The organism is Streptomyces scabiei 87.22 (genome assembly GCF_000091305.1).
Taxonomy (GTDB): Bacteria; Actinomycetota; Actinomycetes; order Streptomycetales; family Streptomycetaceae; genus Streptomyces; species Streptomyces scabiei.
This window is the reverse complement of record NC_013929.1, coordinates 707,842-726,702: the sequence shown is the minus strand read 5'-3', so window position 1 is coordinate 726,702 and position 18,861 is coordinate 707,842. Positions and strand designations below refer to the sequence as shown.

The 18,861-nt window shown below is 71.0% G+C and carries 17 protein-coding genes; 3 read left to right on the top strand and 14 right to left on the bottom strand.

Going from position 1 to position 18,861, the window contains the following annotated elements; genetic code table 11:
• Positions 1–21: 21 nt before the first annotated feature.
• The 10 genes from SCAB_RS03055 to SCAB_RS03010 all read right to left on the bottom strand — a co-directional run bounded on the left by SCAB_RS03055 (position 22) and on the right by SCAB_RS03010 (position 9,983).
• On the bottom strand, positions 22–1,059 hold the full coding sequence (locus SCAB_RS03055) for a sugar kinase (RefSeq protein ID WP_012998585.1): 1,038 nt from the start codon (positions 1,057–1,059) through the stop codon (positions 22–24).
• Positions 1,056–1,703, bottom strand: a complete 648-nt coding sequence (eda, locus tag SCAB_RS03050; RefSeq protein ID WP_012998584.1) for a bifunctional 4-hydroxy-2-oxoglutarate aldolase/2-dehydro-3-deoxy-phosphogluconate aldolase — start codon at positions 1,701–1,703, stop codon at positions 1,056–1,058. Before eda ends, SCAB_RS03055 begins: the two co-directional genes overlap by 4 nt.
• Positions 1,700–2,461 (bottom strand): SDR family oxidoreductase, encoded by a 762-nt coding sequence (locus tag SCAB_RS03045; protein ID WP_012998583.1) that lies wholly within the window; start codon positions 2,459–2,461, stop codon positions 1,700–1,702. Before SCAB_RS03045 ends, eda begins: the two co-directional genes overlap by 4 nt.
• Complete coding sequence (locus SCAB_RS03040) at positions 2,458–3,501, bottom strand: zinc-dependent alcohol dehydrogenase (protein WP_012998582.1); 1,044 nt, start codon at positions 3,499–3,501, stop codon at positions 2,458–2,460. Before SCAB_RS03040 ends, SCAB_RS03045 begins: the two co-directional genes overlap by 4 nt.
• Complete coding sequence (locus SCAB_RS03035; RefSeq protein WP_012998581.1) at positions 3,498–3,935, bottom strand: RbsD/FucU family protein; 438 nt, start codon at positions 3,933–3,935, stop codon at positions 3,498–3,500. Before SCAB_RS03035 ends, SCAB_RS03040 begins: the two co-directional genes overlap by 4 nt.
• A gap of 19 nt (positions 3,936–3,954) precedes the next feature.
• Positions 3,955–4,845: an amidohydrolase family protein gene (locus tag SCAB_RS03030; protein ID WP_012998580.1), complete on the bottom strand. Its 891-nt coding sequence runs from the start codon at positions 4,843–4,845 to the stop codon at positions 3,955–3,957.
• A complete protein-coding gene (locus SCAB_RS03025) occupies positions 4,838–6,163 on the bottom strand; it encodes an L-fuconate dehydratase (protein WP_012998579.1) in 1,326 nt (441 codons plus the stop codon). The genes SCAB_RS03030 and SCAB_RS03025 overlap by 8 nt, the downstream gene beginning before the upstream one ends.
• Positions 6,164–6,270: 107 nt before the next feature.
• Positions 6,271–7,314: an ABC transporter permease gene (locus SCAB_RS03020; RefSeq protein ID WP_012998578.1), complete on the bottom strand. Its 1,044-nt coding sequence runs from the start codon at positions 7,312–7,314 to the stop codon at positions 6,271–6,273.
• The gene (locus SCAB_RS03015) at positions 7,307–8,869 is read right to left on the bottom strand and encodes a sugar ABC transporter ATP-binding protein (protein ID WP_012998577.1); all 1,563 of its coding nucleotides are present in this window, start codon (positions 8,867–8,869) and stop codon (positions 7,307–7,309) included. The genes SCAB_RS03020 and SCAB_RS03015 overlap by 8 nt, the downstream gene beginning before the upstream one ends.
• A gap of 46 nt (positions 8,870–8,915) precedes the next feature.
• Positions 8,916–9,983 (bottom strand): sugar ABC transporter substrate-binding protein, encoded by a 1,068-nt coding sequence (locus SCAB_RS03010; RefSeq protein WP_012998576.1) that lies wholly within the window; start codon positions 9,981–9,983, stop codon positions 8,916–8,918.
• Positions 9,984–10,440: 457 nt separating this feature from the next.
• Between SCAB_RS03010 and SCAB_RS03005 the strand changes: the two genes are divergently transcribed.
• From SCAB_RS03005 to SCAB_RS02995, 3 genes are all read left to right on the top strand, one after another.
• On the top strand, positions 10,441–12,672 hold the full coding sequence (locus SCAB_RS03005) for an alpha-L-fucosidase (RefSeq protein ID WP_012998575.1): 2,232 nt from the start codon (positions 10,441–10,443) through the stop codon (positions 12,670–12,672).
• A gap of 109 nt (positions 12,673–12,781) precedes the next feature.
• Positions 12,782–14,422 carry a phosphoglucomutase (alpha-D-glucose-1,6-bisphosphate-dependent) gene (gene pgm / locus SCAB_RS03000; protein ID WP_012998574.1) on the top strand — a complete coding sequence of 547 codons (1,641 nt, stop codon included), beginning with the start codon at positions 12,782–12,784 and terminating at the stop codon, positions 14,420–14,422.
• A 174-nt stretch (positions 14,423–14,596) separates the two neighbouring features.
• Positions 14,597–15,709: a helix-turn-helix domain-containing protein gene (locus tag SCAB_RS02995; protein ID WP_041668856.1), complete on the top strand. Its 1,113-nt coding sequence runs from the start codon at positions 14,597–14,599 to the stop codon at positions 15,707–15,709.
• A gap of 72 nt (positions 15,710–15,781) precedes the next feature.
• Here the strand turns inward: SCAB_RS02995 and SCAB_RS48960 are convergent, their stop codons facing one another.
• The 4 genes from SCAB_RS48960 to SCAB_RS02975 are packed head-to-tail and all read right to left on the bottom strand — an operon-like array spanning position 15,782 to position 18,800.
• Positions 15,782–16,531, bottom strand: a complete 750-nt coding sequence (locus SCAB_RS48960) for a D-Ala-D-Ala carboxypeptidase family metallohydrolase (RefSeq protein WP_012998572.1) — start codon at positions 16,529–16,531, stop codon at positions 15,782–15,784.
• 58 nt (positions 16,532–16,589) lie between these two features.
• Entirely contained in the window at positions 16,590–17,003 is a 414-nt protein-coding gene (locus SCAB_RS02985; RefSeq protein ID WP_012998571.1) for a hypothetical protein, read from the bottom strand.
• Positions 17,004–17,035: 32 nt separating this feature from the next.
• Positions 17,036–17,416 carry a hypothetical protein gene (locus SCAB_RS02980; RefSeq protein WP_012998570.1) on the bottom strand — a complete coding sequence of 127 codons (381 nt, stop codon included), beginning with the start codon at positions 17,414–17,416 and terminating at the stop codon, positions 17,036–17,038.
• Positions 17,417–17,453: 37 nt separating this feature from the next.
• The gene (locus SCAB_RS02975; protein ID WP_012998569.1) at positions 17,454–18,800 is read right to left on the bottom strand and encodes a GH25 family lysozyme; all 1,347 of its coding nucleotides are present in this window, start codon (positions 18,798–18,800) and stop codon (positions 17,454–17,456) included.
• Positions 18,801–18,861 lie beyond the last annotated feature (61 nt).

Sequence of the window (18,861 nt, the reverse complement as noted above, 5' to 3'; positions counted from 1 at the left end):
CGACTGTTGTGGATGAGCGGGTCAGCGCCTGACGGCGGCCGACGTGCCCGCGATCAGGGCCTCGACCTCGGCGAGCGAGGCCATGGAGACGTCTCCGGGGGTGGTCATGACCAGGGCGCCGTGGGCGGTGCCGTAGGCGAGGGCCTGTTCGAGGGTGGTGCCGGTGAGGAGGCCGTACACGAGTCCGGCGGCGAAGCCGTCACCGGAGCCGATGCGGTCCAGGACGTGCAGTCCGGGCATCCGGGGCCCGGTGACCAGGCCGGTCTCGGGCGACCAGGCGGCCGAGCCCCAGTCGTTGACCCCGGCCGAGGGGACCTCGCGCAGGGTCGTCGCCAGCACCTTGGCGGACGGGACCCGGGCGGCGACCTCGGCGAGCGCGTCCCCCACCTCGTCGTCGAGCACCTGAACCTCACCCGGACGCGGACCGGCCAGGCCGAGGGCACCGGTGACGACATCGGCGTGGCGGGCGAGGCGGAGGTCGGTCTCGCGGGCGCGGTCGGGGCCGCCGCGGCCGGTCCAGAGGCTGGGGCGGTAGTTGGGGTCGTAGGAGACGGTGACCCCGTGGCGGCGGGCGGCTGTCATGGCTTCGTCGGCGACGTCGGTGGTGGTGTCGGACAGACCGGCGAAGATGCCGCCCGTGTGGAACCAGCGCACACCGGCGGACAAGACGCCGTCCCAGTCGACGTCTCCCTTGCGGAGCCGGGAGGCGGCGGTGTGGGCGCGGTCGCTCACACCGAGGGCGCCGCGGATGCCGTAGCCGCGTTCGACGAAGTTGAGGCCGTTGCGGGCGGTCCGGCCGATGCCGTCGTCGGGGGTCCAGCGGATCAGGGAGGCGTCGACGCCTCCTTGGAGGATGAGGTCCTCGACGAGGTGCCCGACGGCGTTGTCGGCGAGGGCGGTGACGACGGCGGTGCGCAGCCCGAAGCACCGGCGCAGTCCGCGGACGACGTTGTACTCGCCGCCGCCCTCCCACACCTGGAAGGTGCGGGTGGTGCGGATGCGTCCCTCGCCGGGGTCGAGTCGCAGCATGACCTCGCCGAGAGCCAGGACGTCGGTCATGAGGTGCTCCGGTTGCTACGGGTGCTCCGTCGGACGGCTTCGGCGGTCAGGCGGCCGATCTCCGCGTACTCGCCGTGTTCGAGGTGGGCGGGGGTGGCCATCCAGCTGCCGCCCACGGCCACGACCGACGGCTCGGCGAGGTAGCCGGTCAGCAGGTCGGGGCCGATGCCGCCGGTCGGCATGAAGTGCGCCTGCGGGAAGGGCGCGGCGAGCGCGCGCAGCGTCCGCAGACCGCCGATCGCCTCGGCCGGGAACAGCTTGACCGTGTCGACACCGGCTCGCAGGGCCCGCATCAGCTCGGTGGCCGTGGCCACGCCGGGGACCACGGGCACTCCCAGTTCCCGGCACTTCGTGACGACGTCGTCGTCGAGGCCGGGGGAGACGACGAAGCGCGCCCCGGCCGCCACGGCACGTTCCGCCTGGTCGGGGGTGAGGATCGTGCCCGCGCCCACGACCAGCCCGCCGTGTGCGGCCATCGTCTTCACGGCCTGTTCTGCGCCCGTCGTGCGGAAGGTGACTTCGGCGCAGTGCGCGCCGCCGGCGGCCAGGGCGTCGGCCAGGGGAGCGGCGGTGGCCGGATCGGGCACGGTCAGAACCGGCACGATCCGCGCCCCGCCCAGCAGCTCGGTGAGGTGGGTGGTCATCGGCCGAGCCAGCCGCCGTCGACGGGGAGGGTGGTGCCGTGGATGTAGGCGGCGGCGTCGGAGGCGAGGAAGACGGTGGCGCCGGCGAGGTCGTCGGGGTTGCCCCAGCGTCCGGCGGGGATGCGGTCGAGGATGGCTCTGCTGCGGGTGGGGTCGTCCTGGAGGGCCTGGGTGTTGTCGGTGGCGATGTAGCCGGGGGCGAGGGCGTTGACGTTGACGCCGTGGGGTGCCCATTCGTTGGCAAGGGCTTTGGTGAGTCCGGCGATGCCGTGTTTGGCGGCGGTGTAGCCGGGGACGGTGATGCCGCCCTGGTGGCTGAGGAGGGAGGCGGTGAAGATGATTTTGCCGTGGCCGCGGGCCACCATGGTCGCGCCGATGGCGCGGGTGAGGGTGAACTGGGCGGTGAGGTTGACCTGGAGGACCAGGTCCCAGTCGGTGTCGGGGTGGTGGGCGGCGGGTGCGCGGCGGATGGTGCCGGCGTTGTTGACGAGGATGTCGACGGGCCGCTCGCGTCCGGCGAGGTCGGTGGCGAGGGTGCGTACGGCGGTGGGGTCGGCGAAGTCGGTGCGGAGGGCTTCGAAGGTGCGGCCGGTGGCGTGGACGTCTTTTTCGATGTCGCTGCCGGTTTCTTCGAGGGTGGCGCTGACGCCGATGATGTCGGCGCCGGCTTCGGCGAGGGCGCGGGCCATGGCCCGGCCGATGCCGCGGCGGGCGCCGGTGACGACGGCGAGCTTCCCGGTGAGGTCGAACAGGCTCATGCGTCGGCCCCCTGGGTTTCCGTGGTGCAGTCGACGAGGATCTTCATGACGTTGCCGCCGCCTTCGAGGGCTTCGAACGCGGCGGGTGCCTCGGTGAGGGGGACGACCTTGCTGATGAGTTTCGCGGCGGGGACGGTGCCGTCGGCGACGAGGGCGACGGCTTGCTCGAAGTCGGCGCGGTCGTACAACCGGGCGCCTACGAGGGTGAGTTCGCGCCAGAAGAAGCGGTGGAGGTTGATCTCACGGGGGCGGGGGTGGATGGCGACCAGGCACAGCCGACCGCGCACGCCGAGGACGTCGACGGCGGTGTCGACGCCGCCGGCGGCGCCGGACACCTCGAAGGCGACGTCCGCGCCCGCGTTCCCGGTCCACTCGCCGACGAGTGCGGTGACGTCGGCGGCGGACGGGTCCCACGTGGCAAGGCCGAGGTCTTCGGCCAGGAGCCTGCGGTGGGGGCTGAGTTCGATGACGCGGACGTCCGCTCCGGCGTTGCGGGCGACGAGGGCGATGAGGATGCCGACGGGTCCGCCGCCGACCACGACGACCTTCTCGCCGTCACGCACGGCGGCGCGGTCGACGTCGTGGACGGCCACGGCGGTGGGCTCGACGAGCGCGGCGTGGTCGAGGGGGACGGAGCCGGGCAGGCGGACGAGAGTGGAGGCAGGCACCGTCCAGCGTTGCTGCATGGCGCCGGGGGAGTCGATGCCGATGAAGTCGAGGTTGTGGCAGATGTGCTGGTTGCCGGCCTGGCAGGCGGGGCAGGTGTTGTCCCAGCGCAGGGGCATCACGGTGACCGCGTCCCCGGGCGCCCAGCCCTCGACACCGTCGCCGACGGAGACGATCCGGCCGGACATCTCGTGTCCCAGAACGGCGGGTGTCTGGACGCGGGCGTCCATGTCGCCGTGGAAGATGTGCAGGTCGGTACCGCAGATCCCGACGAAGGCGGGGGCCACCTCCACCTCGCCGGGACCGGGCGTGGCGGTGGCGGCGGGAGCGGTGTCCAGGGTGCGGGCGGACAGATAACGGACAGCGAGAGTCATCGTGAGGTCAGGGTCCCTTCGGCGCGCACGCCGATCGTCAGCAGCAGATTGGCGTACGTACGGGTGTCGGCGGTGACGATCGCCAGCGCGACGTCGGAGTAGCGGGCGGCGTCGTAGAACTCGAAGCGGCCGAGCGTCTCGACCGGGACGGGGGCCAGACGGTCGCGGTACTCGGCGATGGCCGGCGGCTCCGGTTCGCCCTTCGGCGGCACCATCACGTGCGCGGACTCGATGGGAATCGCCCGCAGCAGGACGTCCAGGACGGTGGTGACGTCCAACAGGCCGGGGGCCAGGTTGAGGTGGACGATCCGGGCGCGTTCGCCGGTCGCGGTGCTCGCCGGGTAGTGGCCGTCGGCGAGCAGCACACGGGAGCCGTGGCCGGCGCCGGCCAGGGCTTCCAGGATTCCGGGGTGCAGCAGGTCGGTCAGGAGCACGCAGTGCCCTCCTTCCTCGTCAAGGGTTCTTCGGGGCAGGGGAGTTGAGCTGGTAGAAGGCGGTCGCGGTGTCGGCGAGGACCGCCGACGTCTCGGTGGCGGAGCAGCCGTCGAGCAGCTCCTCGACGGTGGCCGCCCAGCGGTTCCAGCCGCCCGCGAGGACACAGACCGGCCAGTCGGAGCCGAACATCAGGCGGTCGGGGCCGAAGGCGGACAGCAGGACGTCCCACACGGGGCGGATGTCGTCGATCGTCCATCCCCGCGGGTCGGCCTCCGTGACCAGCCCCGAGACCTTGCAGCGCACCTGAGGGTGCGCGGCCAGCCTCCGCAACCCCCTTTTCCAGTCGCCCGGTTCACCTCCGGCGATGGGTGGCTTGCCCGCGTGGTCGAGGACCAGCGGCAGGTCCGGGAAGCGCTCCGCCAGCTGGACCGCCTGGCCGAACTGGTGGCTGCGGATCAGTACGTCGTATGCCAGTCCGCGTTCACCGACGGCCCGCAACCCCCGCTCCACGGAGGGCTGTTGTAGCCAACCCGGGTCGGGTTCGCCCTGGACGAGGTGCCGTACGGCCCGCAGGTGTCCGCCGCCGGGACCGGCCCGCAGCTCGTCGAGCACGTCGCCGATCGAGGGGGAGGACAGGTCGGCCCAGCCGACGACTGCCCCGATCAGGGGGTCCCGCTCGGCGAGGGCGAGGAGTTCGCGGGTCTCCGGCACGGAGGTGATGCACTGGACGACGACGGTGCTGCCCAGTGACCGGCCGGCGACCGGCCGGGTCGCGGCCGAGCGCAGGTCGTCCGTGCCGAAGGTGCGGCGGATCGGTTCGTGGCCGGGCTCGTCCAGCCAGGGCTGTGGCCGGTGGGCCAGGTCCCACACATGATGGTGGGCGTCCACCAGCGCCGCGGTGTCAGACACGGGAGGACCAGACCGGGCCGTCGGGGTACGCGTACTCCTTCAGGGACTCGGGGTGCATCTCCGCGCTCAGGCCGGGGCGCTCGGGCGCCAGGTAGTGGCCGGCGGCGATGCGGACCGGGTCGACGAAGTGCTCGTGCAGGTGGTCGACGTACTCGATGACACGGTCCTCGGTCGTGCCGGAGACGGCGACGTAGTCGAACATCGACAGGTGCTGGACCATCTCGCACAGGCCGACCCCGCCGGCGTGCGGGCAGACCGGCACCCCGAACTTGGCGGCGAGCAGCAGGATGGCGAGGTTCTCGTTGACGCCGCCGACCCGGGCGGAGTCGATCTGCACGATGTCCACCGCCTGCGCCTGGAGGAGCTGCTTGAAGACGACCCGGTTGGCGATGTGCTCGCCGGTGGCGACCTTGATGGGGGTCACGGCCCGGCGGACGGCGGCGTGCCCGAGGATGTCGTCGGGCGAGGTGGGCTCCTCGATCCAGTACGGGTCGTAGGGGGCCAGTTCGCGCATCCAGTCGATGGCGGGCTGGACGTCCCACCGCTGGTTGGCGTCGACGGCGATGCGGATGTCCGGGCCGACGGTCTCGCGGGCGGTGCGCATGCGCCGGATGTCGTCCTGGAGGTCCGCGCCGACCTTCAGTTTGATCTGGGTGAAGCCGTCGGCGACGGCCTCGCGGGCCAGGCGGGACAGCTTCTCGTCGGAGTAGCCGAGCCAGCCGGGGGTGGTGGTGTAGGCGGGGTAGCCCCGCTCCAGCAGGCGGGTGATCCGCTCCTGGCGGCCGGGCTCGGCGCGGCGCAGGATCTCCAGTGCTTCCTCGGGGGTGAGGGCGTCGGACAGCCAGCGGAAGTCGACCTGCGTGACCAGTTCCTCGGGTGTCATCTCGGCGAGGAAGCGCCACACGGGCTTCCCGGCCCGCTTGGCGGCGAGGTCCCAGGCCGCGTTGACGACGGCTCCGGTGGCCATGTGGATGGCGCCCTTCTCCGGTCCCAGCCAGCGCAGTTGGGGGTCGTGGACGAGGGTGCGGGAGAACGCGCCGAGGTCGCCGCAGACCTCGTCGACGGACAGGCCGACCACATGGGGGGCGAGGGCCGCGATGGCGGCGGCCTGCACGTCGTTGCCGCGTCCGGTGGTGAAGGCCAGGGCGTGGCCCTCCAGTCCGTCTCCGGCGTCGGTGCGCAGGACGACGTAGGCGGCCGAGTAGTCGGGTTCGGGGTTCATCGCGTCCGACCCGTCCAGATGCTCGGACGTGGGGAACCGCACGTCGAGGACGTCCAGGGCGGTGATACGGGGGGAGACGGACTCAGCGGAGGACATGGCAACTCCTGTGCGAGCGGGGGACGAAAGAGCCCCTGCGACGAGATGGGAAGACCGGGGCGCGGCGGCCGGGCCGGCACCGTGGTTCGGGCGGCTGCCGCCCGGCGTCACTCCTGGACCTTGCCGCCCGTGATGCGGGAGATCATGAGCGCGACCAGGATGATCAGACCGTTGAGGGCGCCGATCCACTGGGCGGGGACGCCGGCCAGGGTGAGTACGTTCTGGATCATGAACAGCAGCAGGATGCCGCTGAACGCGCCGAACATCGTGCCCTTGCCGCCGTTGAGGCTGATCCCGCCGATCACGGCGGCGGCGAAGACGGTGAAGATGTAGCCGTTGCCCTGCGCGGAGGCCACCGAGGCCAGGCGTCCGGAGAGCAGCAGTCCGGCCAGGGCGGCGAGGAGGCTGCCGGTGACGATGACGATCCACAGCACCCGGTCGGTCCGGATACCGGCCGCCTTCGCCGCGTCGACGTTGCCGCCGATGGCGTACAGGGAGCGGCCGAAGCTGGTCCAGCCGAGGACGACGACGGCGACCGCGAACAGGGTGAGGCAGAGCCAGATGGAGGCGGGCACCCCCAGCCACTGGGCCGTGCCGAGGTAGAGCATCGACTCCGGCAGCTGGAAGAAGGTCTGGCCGCCGGAGATCCCGGTCAGGACGCCGCGCAGGACGATCAGCATGCCCAGGGTGACGATGAAGCCGTTGAGACCGAAGCGGATGATCAGCAGGGCGTTGATCACGCCGATCAGCGCGCCCACCGCGAGGGTGACAGGGATGGCCCAGGCGCCCGGCAGAAGCCCGAGGCCGTGTCCGGCGCCGGTCGGTACGACCAGCCAGGCCGCGACACCGGGCGCGAGGCCCATGGTCGACTCCAGGGACAGGTCCATCTTCTTGACGATCAGGATCATCGTCTGGGCGAGGACCAGCAGAGCGATCTCGGACATGGTCTGCAGGACGTTGATGAGGTTGTCGCCCTGAAGGAAGACCGGGTTGACGATCTGGCCGACGATCGCGATGACCACGATCGCGGGGACCAGCGCGAGGTCCCGCAGCCGGGCCAGGGGGATGCGGCCGCCGAACAGCGCGGTCCCCTTGGCCCGGGGCTCGGTGGCCTTGGGGGCAGGTGTGTCCGCGAGGACGGTGTCAGGCATGAAGGTCCACTCCTTCCATCGCGGCCACGAGGTCGTGGTCGTGCCAGCCGCGGGCGATCTCTGAGGTCACACGGCCCTGGAACATCACCAGGACCCGGTCGCACATGCGCAGGTCGTCGAGTTCGTCGGAGGCGATGAGCACTCCGGTGCCGGTCTGCGCGGTCTCCTCGACCTTGCCGAGGAGGAACTCCTTGGAGCGCACGTCCACGCCCGCGGTCGGGTTGATCAGCACCAGCAGCCGGGGATCGTCGGCGAGGGCGCGGGCCATCACGACCTTCTGCTGGTTGCCGCCCGACAGGGAGGAGACGGGCAGTTCGGGGCCGGGGGTCTTGATCGCCAGCTTCTCGATCATGCCCTCGGCGAGCCGGTCGCGGGTGCGGCCGCTGAGGAACCCGTTGTGCCCGATCCGGTGCGGTACGGACAGCGTGGCGTTGTCCGCGATCGACATGTCGGGGACGTACCCCTGGTGGTGCCGGTCCTGCGGGACGAACCCGGCGCCCGCGGCGAGCGCGGCGGGGACGCTGCCCGGCCGGGGACGCGTTCCGGCGATCTCGACCCGGCCGCCGTCGGCGGTCCGCAGTCCCACGACGGTCTCGGCGACCTCGGTGCGGCCGCTGCCGGCGGCCCCGGCGAGACCGACGATCTCCCCGGCACGCACCTGGAAGGAGACACCGCGGTAGGCGTCGCCGTCCAGGCCGCTGATGTCCAGGGCCGCGGTGGCGTCCGTGTCCAGTGAACTCGTCCGCTCCTGGCTGCGGTCGGCGGCGGCCTCGCCGGTCATGGCGGCGACGAGTTCGGTGCGGGGGAGGTCGGCGACCGGCGCGGTCAGGATGTGCCGGGCGTCCCGGAACACCGTGACCATGTCGCAGATCTCGTAGATCTCCTGGAGATGGTGGCTGATGAAGAGGAAGGTGACACCCTGGCGCTGCAGGTCGCGGATGCGGTCGAAGAGCCGGTTGATCGCCGCGCCGTCGAGCTGGGCGGTCGGTTCGTCGAGGATGATGAACCGGGCGCCGAACGACAGCGCGCGGGCGATCTCCACGAACTGGCGCTGCTCCACGTCGAGTTCACCGGCCGGTGTCTGCGGGTCCACGTCCACCGACCAGGTCGACAGCAGTTCCTGGGCGCGGCCGCGCAGCCCCCGCCAGCTGATCAGCCGGTGCCGGCCGTGGTCGTGCCGGTTCAGGAAGAGGTTCTCGGCGACGGTCAGGGTGGGGATGATCGTCGACTTCTGGTAGACGCAGGCCACCCGCTGCCGCCAGGCGTCCCGGTCCGCGAGGCGGGGCGCCGGGGCGCCGTCGAAGGTGACCGTGCCCTCGTCGGGGGCCTGCAGCCCGGTGAGGACGGAGACCAGGGTCGACTTGCCGGCGCCGTTGCGGCCGACGAGCGCGTGGGTCTCGCCGGACCGGATGGTGATCCGGGCGCCGTTCAGGGCCACCGTCGGACCGAATCGCTTGACTATGCCCGTCGCCTCGACGACGGCCGGGCCCGCCGGGGCCCGTCCGCCGTCCGCCGGGGCGGGCGCGGGGGTGACTGTTCGCTCCCCGTCGCTCATCTCAACCGCCTATGACTCGGTAGCCGTTGGGTTCTGGAGGAGGCCATCAGCCGAGGTTGTTGCCCCACAGGGACGTGTCGTCGCTCTTGACGCTGGGCACACCGCCGTAGGTGCCGCCGTCCGCCGTGACCAGCGGCGCGGAGAGCTGGTCCTCCAGCAGGCCGTCGCGGACCTTGATGATGGTGCTGTCGTGGTCGGTCTTGCCGGGCTTGAAGGTCTTCCCGTCGATCGCGGCCTTGAGGTAGTACAGGGCGTACTTGGCGTAGAGGTCGGCCGGCTGGGACACCGTGGCGTCGATCTTGCCCGCGGCTATCGACTTCAGCTCCTCGGGGATGCCGTCGTTGGACACGACGAACACGTGCTTCTTGTCCTTCGGGTCGACCAGCAGACCCTTCTGCTTGAGGACCTGGAGGGTGCCGGACAGGGCGAAGCTGGACTGCATGTAGATGCCCTTGATGTCCGGGTTGGCGGTGAGGTCCGTCTGCAGCTTCTGCGCGGCGACGGCGCCGTCCCAGTTGGTGGCCTCACCGAACACCTTGATGTCCGGGTAGTTCTTCTTCATGCACTCGTTGAACGCCTCGGTGCGGTCACGGCCGTTGATGGAGTCCAGACCGCCCTGGAGCATGACGACCTTGCCCTTGCCGCCGAGCTTCGTGCCCAGGTACTGGCACGCCTTCTCGCCGTAGGCCCGGTTGTCGGCCCGGACGACCATGAACACCTTGCCGGTGTCGGGGCGGGTGTCGACGGTGACGACCGGGATCTTCTTCGCCTCCAGCTGCGCCAGGCTCGGTGCGATGGCGGCGGTGTCCTGCGGGGCCATCGCCAGGCCCTTGACGCCCTGGCTGATGAAGGTCTGCGCGTTCGCGGTCAGCTTGGCGACGTCGTTCTGCGAGTTGGTGGTCTTCAGGGAGAGGCCCAGCTCCTTGGCGTACTCCGGCGTGTACTTGATGTACGAGTTCCAGAAGTCGGTGTCGGAGCGCGGGTAGTCGACGCCGACCAGCGGCTTGTCGCCCGACGACGCCGCGGTGGTGCTGCCGGAGCCGCCGCAGGCGGTCAGCAGTGTCAGGGCGGAGAGGGCGGAGGCAGCAGAACAGAGGGCGGTTCTGACTCTCATCGGTGATTCCTCACGCTGGTCCCGTAGCGGGAGATGTTTCGTGAGCGACGGCTGTGTGTCGTCGCCAGGGGAGAGATGGGATGTATGTATAGGCCGGGATTCGCGTCCTGTCCAGCCCTTCGTATGTTTTGCCTGAAAGTATCGGTTCATTCGGGACTTCTCCGGCGAGAGCAGCCCTGAAGTGAGGGGAATCCATCCCATCAATCGTGACCGGTCCGTGACCGGCCGGGGTGGGGTCGAGTCGGCAAAACATGCGATGTCTCAGCATGCAGAAATCAGAGCAAAATGAAGTTAATCGGATGAAACATCTCCCTGATTGACCACTTTCATCCCTGCACGCCCGTTGACACCGTGAGGGGACGTGCGGTGACCTTCATGCGTGACGAGCGGCGCCACGGAGCCCGAAGGCCGCATCGATCGCCCTCCCCCTGTCTCCCCTCCGCATCAGGGACGTCCCATGTCGAGTTCGATCAGCAGACGCCGGCTCCTGGCCGGTGCCACCTGTGTGGCCGCGGCCGCCGTCGCCGGAGGCGTCCTCGGCGCCGGCACGGCACAGGCCGCGCCCAGCACCTACACGCCCGACTGGAGCTCGGTCGACCAGCACCCGCCGGCCCCCGAGTGGTTCCAGGACGCCAAGTTCGGCATCTACTTCCACTGGGGCGCGTTCAGCGTTCCCGCGTACGACAACGAGTGGTACCCGCGCTCCATGTACCAGAGCGGGAGCAACGCCAACAAGCACCACACGGCGACCTACGGCAGCCCGTCCTCCTGGCCGTACCGCAACTTCATCGACGGCGCCCGGGACCTGGCGGGCAACACCGTGAAGTTCGCGCCGAAGCTCAAGTCGGCCGGCGGGAACTTCGACCCCGACGAATGGGTCCAGCTCTTCGTCGACGCGGGCGCGAAGTTCGCCGGCCCCGTCGCCGAGCACCACGACGGCTTCTCCATGTGGGACAGCCAGGTCAACGAGTGGAACTCGGTGGACAAGGGCCCCGGGCTGGACCTCCTGGACCTGTTCGCGACGGCGATCCGCGGCAGGAACCTCAAGCTCCTGGTCGCCATGCACCACGCGTACAACTACAACGGCTTCTACGAGTTCGCGCCCGCGCAGAGCGACACCGGCCTCAAGAAGCTGTACGGGCAGCTGAGCCGGGCGGCGGAGGACCAGCTCTGGTACGACAAGCTCAAGGAGGTCATCGACCGGGCCAAGCCGGACATCCTCTGGCAGGACTTCAAGCTGGACGCCGTCGACGAGACCCAGCGGCTCAAGTTCCTGTCGTACTACTACAACCAGGCCAACAGCTGGGGCCGTGAGGTCGTCGCCACGTACAAGGACGGCATGAACGGCAAGGGCGAGATGTTCGACTACGAGCGCGGCGGGCCGGGCGACCTCACCGCCCCGTACTGGCTCACCGACGACAGCATCTCCAGCTCCAGCTGGTGCTACACCCAGGGCATCGGCTACTACAGCACCCAGCAGATGCTGCACTCCTTCCTCGACCGGGTCAGTAAGAACGGCAACGTGCTGCTGAACATCGCGCCGATGGCCGACGGCACCATCCCCCAGGCCCAGAAGAACATCCTGCTCGGCATCGGGGACCATCTGAAGCGCTTCGGCGAGTCCGTCTACGCCACCCGCGCCTGGACCGCGTACGGCGAGGGCCCGACCAAGATGGGCGGCGGGTCCTTCACCACCCCGCACGCCGGCACCGCCCAGGACATCCGCTTCACCCGCAACAAGGCGGGCACCGTCCTGTACGCCACCGTCCTGGGCTGGCCCGGCGGCTCCGTGACGATCAAGACGCTCACCTCGGACCGGATCAGTCTGTCGTCGCTGACCTCGGTCAAACTCCTCGGCACCACCGCCGGCACCTACACCGACCTGCCGGCCCCGGTCCAGAACTCCTCCGGGCTGACGGTCACCCTGCCCTCGTCGGCGCCGTACACCGCCGACGCGTACGTCCTGAAGCTCACCTTCTCGGGGCAGATCCCCAGCCTCCGGCCGCTCGCCGGGGCCGTCGCCTTCAGGGACGTCGACTACGCGGGCACCGGCGCCGTACTCCCCGTCGGTGACCACACCGCGGACGCGCTGACCGCGGCAGGGCTCGGCACGCTCGCCCTCTCCTCGCTCCGGCTCGCCCCCGGGTACCAGGTCGTCGGCTATGCCGGGGACGGCTTCACCGGTACCTCCTGGACGTTCACCGCCGACAACCCCGACCTGCGGGTGACCGGCAACAACGACAAGGTCACCTCCCTGCGGGTGCAGTTCAGGCCCACGACGTACTTCCGCATCGACAACGTCACCAACGGCCTCTCCCTCGACAGCGGCGGCAACGTCGCCTCCGGCTCCGACCTCAAGCAGTGGACCTGGGACGGCCACAACAACCTGCAGTGGCAGGTGGTCGACGTCGGCGGTGGCTACGTCAGGCTCGTCAACCGCACCAACGGCATGGTCGCCGACGGCTGGGGCGCCACCGCCAACGGCTCCGCCGCCCGGCAGGCCGCCTGGAACGGCTCCGCCAACCAGCAGTGGAGGATCACCCACCGGGGCGACGGCCGGCACTCGATCGCCAACCGGGGCACCGGCATGGTCCTCGACGGCGCCGGCAACGCGGCCTCGGGATCCGTCGCCAAACAGTGGGCGTACGACAGCAGCACCAACCTGCTGTGGACCTTCACGGCACTGTGACCCACCCCGGCCCAGGACGACGGCCGGCCGGTACGCGTGCGTGCCGACCGGCCCGGCGGGGGAGAATGGGGGCCGAACCCAACGGTCGGCCAGTGCGGAGGAACGGGACATGCAGGACGCGCGAGCAGGACAGGTCGCCGGACCCGAGGATCTCGTCGATGTGGCCCGCCTGGTCACGGCGTACTACGCACTCCACCCCGACCCGGCCGAGCCCGGGCAACGGGTCGCCTTCGGCACCTCGGGACACCGCGGTTCCTCCCTCGCGGCCGCGTTCAACGACGACCACATCGCCGCCACCAGCCAGGCGATCTGCGAGTACCGCACCGCGCAGGGCACCGACGGCCCCCTCTTCCTCGGCGCCGACACCCATGCCCTGTCCGAGCCCGCCCGGATCACGGCCCTGGAGGTGTTCGCCGCCAACGACGTGAGCGTCCTCATCGACCAGGCCGACGGCTACACACCCACCCCGGCGGTCTCGCACGCCATCCTCGCCCACAACCGCGGCCGTACGTCCGGTCTCGCCGACGGTGTGGTGGTCACCCCCTCGCACAACCCGCCCGCCGACGGCGGCTTCAAGTACAACCCGCCGAGCGGCGGCCCCGCCGGCTCCGAGGCCACCTCGTGGATCCAGGACCGGGCCAACGAGATCATCACCGGTGGCCTGAAGGACGTACGCCGTATCCCGTACACCCGCGCCCTGGCCGCGCCCGGCACCGGTCGCCACGACTTCCTCGGCGCCTACACCGCCGACCTGCCGAACGTGCTGGACCTGGACGCGATCCGGTCCGCCGGTGTGCGCATCGGCGCCGATCCGCTGGGCGGTGCCTCCGTCGCCTACTGGGGCCGGATCGCCGAGGAGCACCGGCTCGACCTGACGGTGGTGAACCCGCTCACCGACCCCACCTGGCGGTTCATGACGCTGGACTGGGACGGCAAGATCCGTATGGACTGCTCCTCGCCCCACGCCATGGCCTCGCTCATCGAGCGGCGCGACCGGTTCGACATCTCCACCGGCAACGACGCCGACGCCGACCGGCACGGCATCGTCACCCGGGACGCGGGCCTGATGAACCCCAACCACTATCTGGCGGTGGCGATCTCCTACCTCTTCGCGCACCGGGAGCGGTGGCCCGAGGCCGCCGGGATCGGCAAGACCCTGGTGTCCTCCTCCATGATCGACCGGGTCGCCGCCGACGTCGGCCGGCGTCTGGTCGAAGTCCCCGTCGGATTCAAGTGGTTCGTCGACGGCCTGTCCGGCGGGACGCTCGGTTTCGGCGGTGAGGAGTCGGCCGGCGCGTCCTTCCTGCGCCGCGACGGATCGGTGTGGACCACCGACAAGGACGGCATCATCCTGGCGCTGCTCGCCTCCGAGATCACGGCCGTCACCGGCCGGACCCCCTCGCAGCACTACACCGCGCTCACCGACCGCTTCGGCGCCCCCGCCTACGCCCGCGTCGACGCCCCCGCCTCCCGCGAGGAGAAGGCGCTGCTGGCCCGGCTCTCGCCCCGTCAGGTCACCGCCGACACCCTCGCCGGGGAGCGGGTCACCTCGGTCCTCACCGAGGCTCCGGGCAACGGCGCCGCCCTCGGCGGCATCAAGGTCGGCACCGACAACGCCTGGTTCGCGGCCCGCCCTTCGGGCACGGAGGACGTCTACAAGATCTACGCGGAGTCCTTCCTCGGCCCCGACCACCTGCGCCGTGTCCAGGAGGAGGCCAGGTCCGTGGTGCTCGCCGCGCTCAACGCGTGACGAGGACGGCTCCCGCCGGCCCGGCCCGGACCGCCCTGGCCAGGTTGACTTTCTTTCAAATACCGTCATGCACAAGGCTGTTGGCGGTCATTTTCCCGCAGTGAACGGGCACGCGCACGTCCCTCGGCGGTGTAGCTTCTCCCCGTCAGTAGGGGCTTGAGCAAGGGTGGACGTGTGGGTGCCTCTCCGCATGCGGAAAAGTTTGCCGCCTGCCTTCGGATGCTGAAGGACCGCAGTGGCCGGGGCTACGACCGCCTCGGCAAGGAGGCCGGTGTCAGCGGCTCCAGCCTGCACCGGTACTGCTCCGGACTGAGCGTGCCGACGGACTACCGGGTCGTGCACGCCTTCGCCAAGGTGTGCGGCGCCGGCGCGGAGGAACTGCGCGAACTGCACCGGCTGTGGGCGCTGGCGGACACCGAGCGGGACGCGCCGCCCGCGACGGCGGACGCGAGCGCCGGGCCCGGGGCGCCCGCCGAGCGCGGGCCCGCCCCGGAGACCGCCCTCCCGGACGGCGCCGCCCCGGAGGCCGCCACGTCGGCGGAGCGTTCCCCGGACGACACCGCCGCGCCGGAGACCGTCGGCGGCGGGCCCGGGCGGTCGCCGCGGTCCCGGATCACCGAGAGACTCGCCTCCCGTTTCGCGCTCCTGGCCGCCGTGGTCGTGGCGACGCTGGTCGCCGGCCTGGTGTGGTGGCCGGCCGGGGCTCCGGCCGGAGCCTCGCCGCCGTCCGACGACAGGCTGCTGTACTCGCCCGCCTGCGCGTCGGTGAGCATGGGACAGCACGACGCGTGCGTACGCGAGGTGCAGGTCCTGCTGACCCGGGCCGGGGGCCGCCTCGCCGTCGACGGGGACTTCGGTCCGGAGACCCTGCGCCGGCTGACCGCGTTCCAGGTGCTGGCGGGCGTGTCGGCCCGCAGCGTCGTCGACGACGCCACGAAGAAGGCGCTCTACGCGGGCAAGGTGCGCATGGCGAGCTGGTCGCCGGACAAGGTGACGAAGCGGATCCGTCAGGTGTTCGTCGAGGATCCCGGCACCGCCGTGGCGATCGCCCGCTGCGCGTCGTTCCTCGACCCGCTGTGGGTGCTGCCCAACACCAACGGCAGCCGCAACTGGGGCGTGTTCCAGATCTCCGACGCCAGCCTGCGGGAGCTGGACGGCACACCGCGACGGGCCTTCGACCCGGAGTGGAACATCGAGGCGGCCCACCGGCTGTGGAGCGTGCGGCGCGACTTTCACGACTGGCCCGCCTGCGAGGCCGCGCTGAAGGACACTCCCAAGAAGAGCTGAGGCCCGGGAGGGCCGGGCACCGCCGCCGCGGCACCCGGCCCTCCCGGTTCCTGTGATCAGGGGCGGACGGCCTCAGACCGTGCCGCTCTCCCACCACCAGTCGCGGCCGAGGTCCGCCCGGCTGTCGACGTGCTGGTGGTCGACGGTGTACCGCTCCAGCCCGGAGAACCCACAGGTCTCCGCCTTCTGGTAGACGGTCTTGGTGGCGACGCCGGGCACGTCGAGGTCGGCCGCGGTGCCGTACAGGTGCATGCTGTCACTGGCCCCGCCGATCTCGGCGTTGTGCGCGATGCTCCGGAAGCCGGAGTTGACCGTGATCGGCTTGTCGCCCAGCTTCTTGCGCAGCGCCTCCAGCTTGTACATGCAGCGGCGGGCGTTCTCCTTCACCTGCGCGGCGCTCGCCTTGCCGCCGTTGAAGGTGCCGCTGGACTGGTCCACGAACTCGCTCCAGTTGAAGTGGGCCGTGGAACCGTCCGACTGCTCCAGCGCGTTGAGCTTCGCCTGGGTGTTGGGGCCGGCGACGCCGTCGGCGGTGAGACCGTACGCCGCCTGGAACCTGCGGACGGCCGCGGCCGTGCCGGGGCCGAAGTCCCCGTCGACGCCGACCCGGCTGTGGCTCGGGCTGTCGGCGGCCCAGCCGGCGACCCTGACCTGCAGTTCGGTCACGTCGGCGCCGCTGTCGCCCTGGTTCATGGTGCGCGACCACGCGTAGGCCTGCGCGGTGCCCGAGAACAGCAGCTGTCCGAACGCGAGGCCGGCGCCGGCGGCCACGGTGCCCCGCAGCAGGCTGCGGCGGTCGAACGGGCGGAAGGAGGAGGTCATCTGGGTCGTACCTTTCCGGAACGGTGGTGAACGGTGGGGCGGGCGGTGCGGAAGGAGGTCAGTAGGCGAGCTGGAAGTTCACGTTCTGCGCGTCGGTGTCGTAGGGGCCGACGCGCAGAACGAAGCGGGTGCCGTCCCTGACATCGGTGGCGACCGTCGCCCACGGGGTGCCGTGGAGGGAGTACGTGTTGTCGTGGTTGCACCTGGTGGTGTGGTCGACGAACACCACACAGGCGTAGAGGAATGCGCCGTTGTCCGTGGTGAGCCGCATGTTGATGTCACCGCACCGGGAGGACGTGGTGAACGGCCCGTAGTCCTTGGGGCCCACCTGGTAGCGGTAGTTGAGGTTCTTCGCGCCGCCGTAGCAGCTGGTCGCCGCGGCCGAGGACTGTGCGGCGGCGGGCGCGGCACCTGCCGCCAGCAGTGCGGCCACGGTGACGAGAGCCGAGGCGAGCGCTCGGGTCCTGATCATGGCGGTCTCCGTTCGGTGAAGTGGGCGAGACGTCAGAAGGCGATCTGGAAGGTGGCGGAACTGCCCTCCAGGTCCACGCCGTTGGGCACGGTGAATGTGGTCCCGTTGAGGACGTCGGTGGCGATGGTCGTCCAGCTGCGGCCGATCTTGGTCCAGTAGTTGCAGCCGCCGGCCCGCGCGAACTTCACGCAGGCCCAGCCGAAGTCGGCGTCGCCGCCGGTCATCCGCATGTTGATGTCCGTGCAGCGGCTCGTGGTCACGTACGGGCCGAAGTCGCGGACCTCCCCGTAGCGGACCGTGACCGCTCCGCCGTAGCAGCTCGTGGCGGCGGCGGCCGAGGCGGGCGCCGGGACGACGAAGCCCAGGACGGCGAGCACGGCGACGAGGGCCGCGCGGGAGAGGCGGTCGGTCATGGTGTTCTCCTCGGTAGGGCGATGGCCACGGGCGGGATCACCGGTTGGCCAGTCGGTCCAGGTCGGCCTGCGTGCCGTTGAACACGTCCGCGGTCGCCGGGGCTTTGATGCCGGGGAAGATCGCGGCGTCGGTGTACTGCCACATCGCCCAGGCCGCCGAGCCCTTCGGCAGGGGCGGCTGGGTGATCGACTGGCGGTAGTCCGCGAGTTGCAGCGGATAGCGGGCGAAGGCGGTGGTGGAGCCCAGGCAGTCGTCCAGGAAGGACTTCTGCGTGTAGATCATCGGAGTGCGGCCGAAAGCCGCCTCCACCCGGTCGAGCCAGACCTTGGCGTCGTCCACGGTCCCGAAGGTGGGACAACGGCCGCTGCCGTCGTCCATCCGCTCCAGGTCGAAGATCGGGGGCAGGTCGCCCGCCCGCTGCCCGGTGTAGCCGGTCGCCCGCACGGCGGCGATGAACCGGTCGGCCTGCGCGCCACCCGTGTCGGCCGACGTGCCCGTGTAGAAGTGGTACGGCGCCACGGCCAGCCCCGCCGCCCGGGCCCCCTGGAGGTCGGCGGTGAGGTAGTCGTCGGTGACGTTCAGGCCCCGGGTGGCCTTGACCGTCGCGAACTCCACCCCCGAGGCCCGTACGGCCTTCCAGTCGATCGGCGCGCCGCCCGGGTGCTGGTACTTGGCCGTGTCCAGGCCGTCGATCGGGTAGCCGGCCGGGCGGGGCGGGGTGCAGTACGTGTCACGGCCGGACCAGTCCACCAGCTTCGCCCAGGTGTTCGGGCCCACGACGCCGTCGGCGCCGAGGTTGGCGCAGTGCTGGAACTCGACGATCCGGGACTCGGTCCCGCCCCCGAAGTCGCCGTCGATCGACAGCGGCGGGTAGTGGAAGGGTTCCATGGCCAGGTTCAGCCGGCACTGCACCTCCTCGACCTCGACGCCCTTCGCGCCCTTCCGCAGCGTGGGGCGCGTGTCGGTGTGGCCGCACACGGCCGTCTGCGCGGTGCCCGAGGCGCCCCGGTCGGCGCAGGTGCGCGGTTGCTCGGCCCAACTGTTCAGCGCGGACCAGGTGTTGGGGCCTAGCACCCCGTCCACGCCGAGTCCGGCGCACCGCTGGAAGTCCCTGACGCGCGCCTCCGTCGCCGCCCCGTACGTGCCGTCCGCCGCGATCGGCGTGTACCGGCTCGGCTTCGTCGCGAGGTTCAGCTGGCACTGCGCCTCGGACGTCGGGTCCCCTGTCGATCCCCGCTGCAGCGTGGGCTGTGCGCTCGTGTGCCCGCAGACCGCCACCGCGGTGACTGCGGCAGGCGCCGCCTGCACCGCCGTGGGCCCGTACAGGGGCAGGACCGCTGCCACGGCGAGGGTCAGGCCCCGCAGAAGCGTCCTCTGTCCCATCTGGTGTTCCCCCTCTGGTCGGTGGCCGGTGGTCTCCGGCCGCCGCTCATGCTGGCAGCGG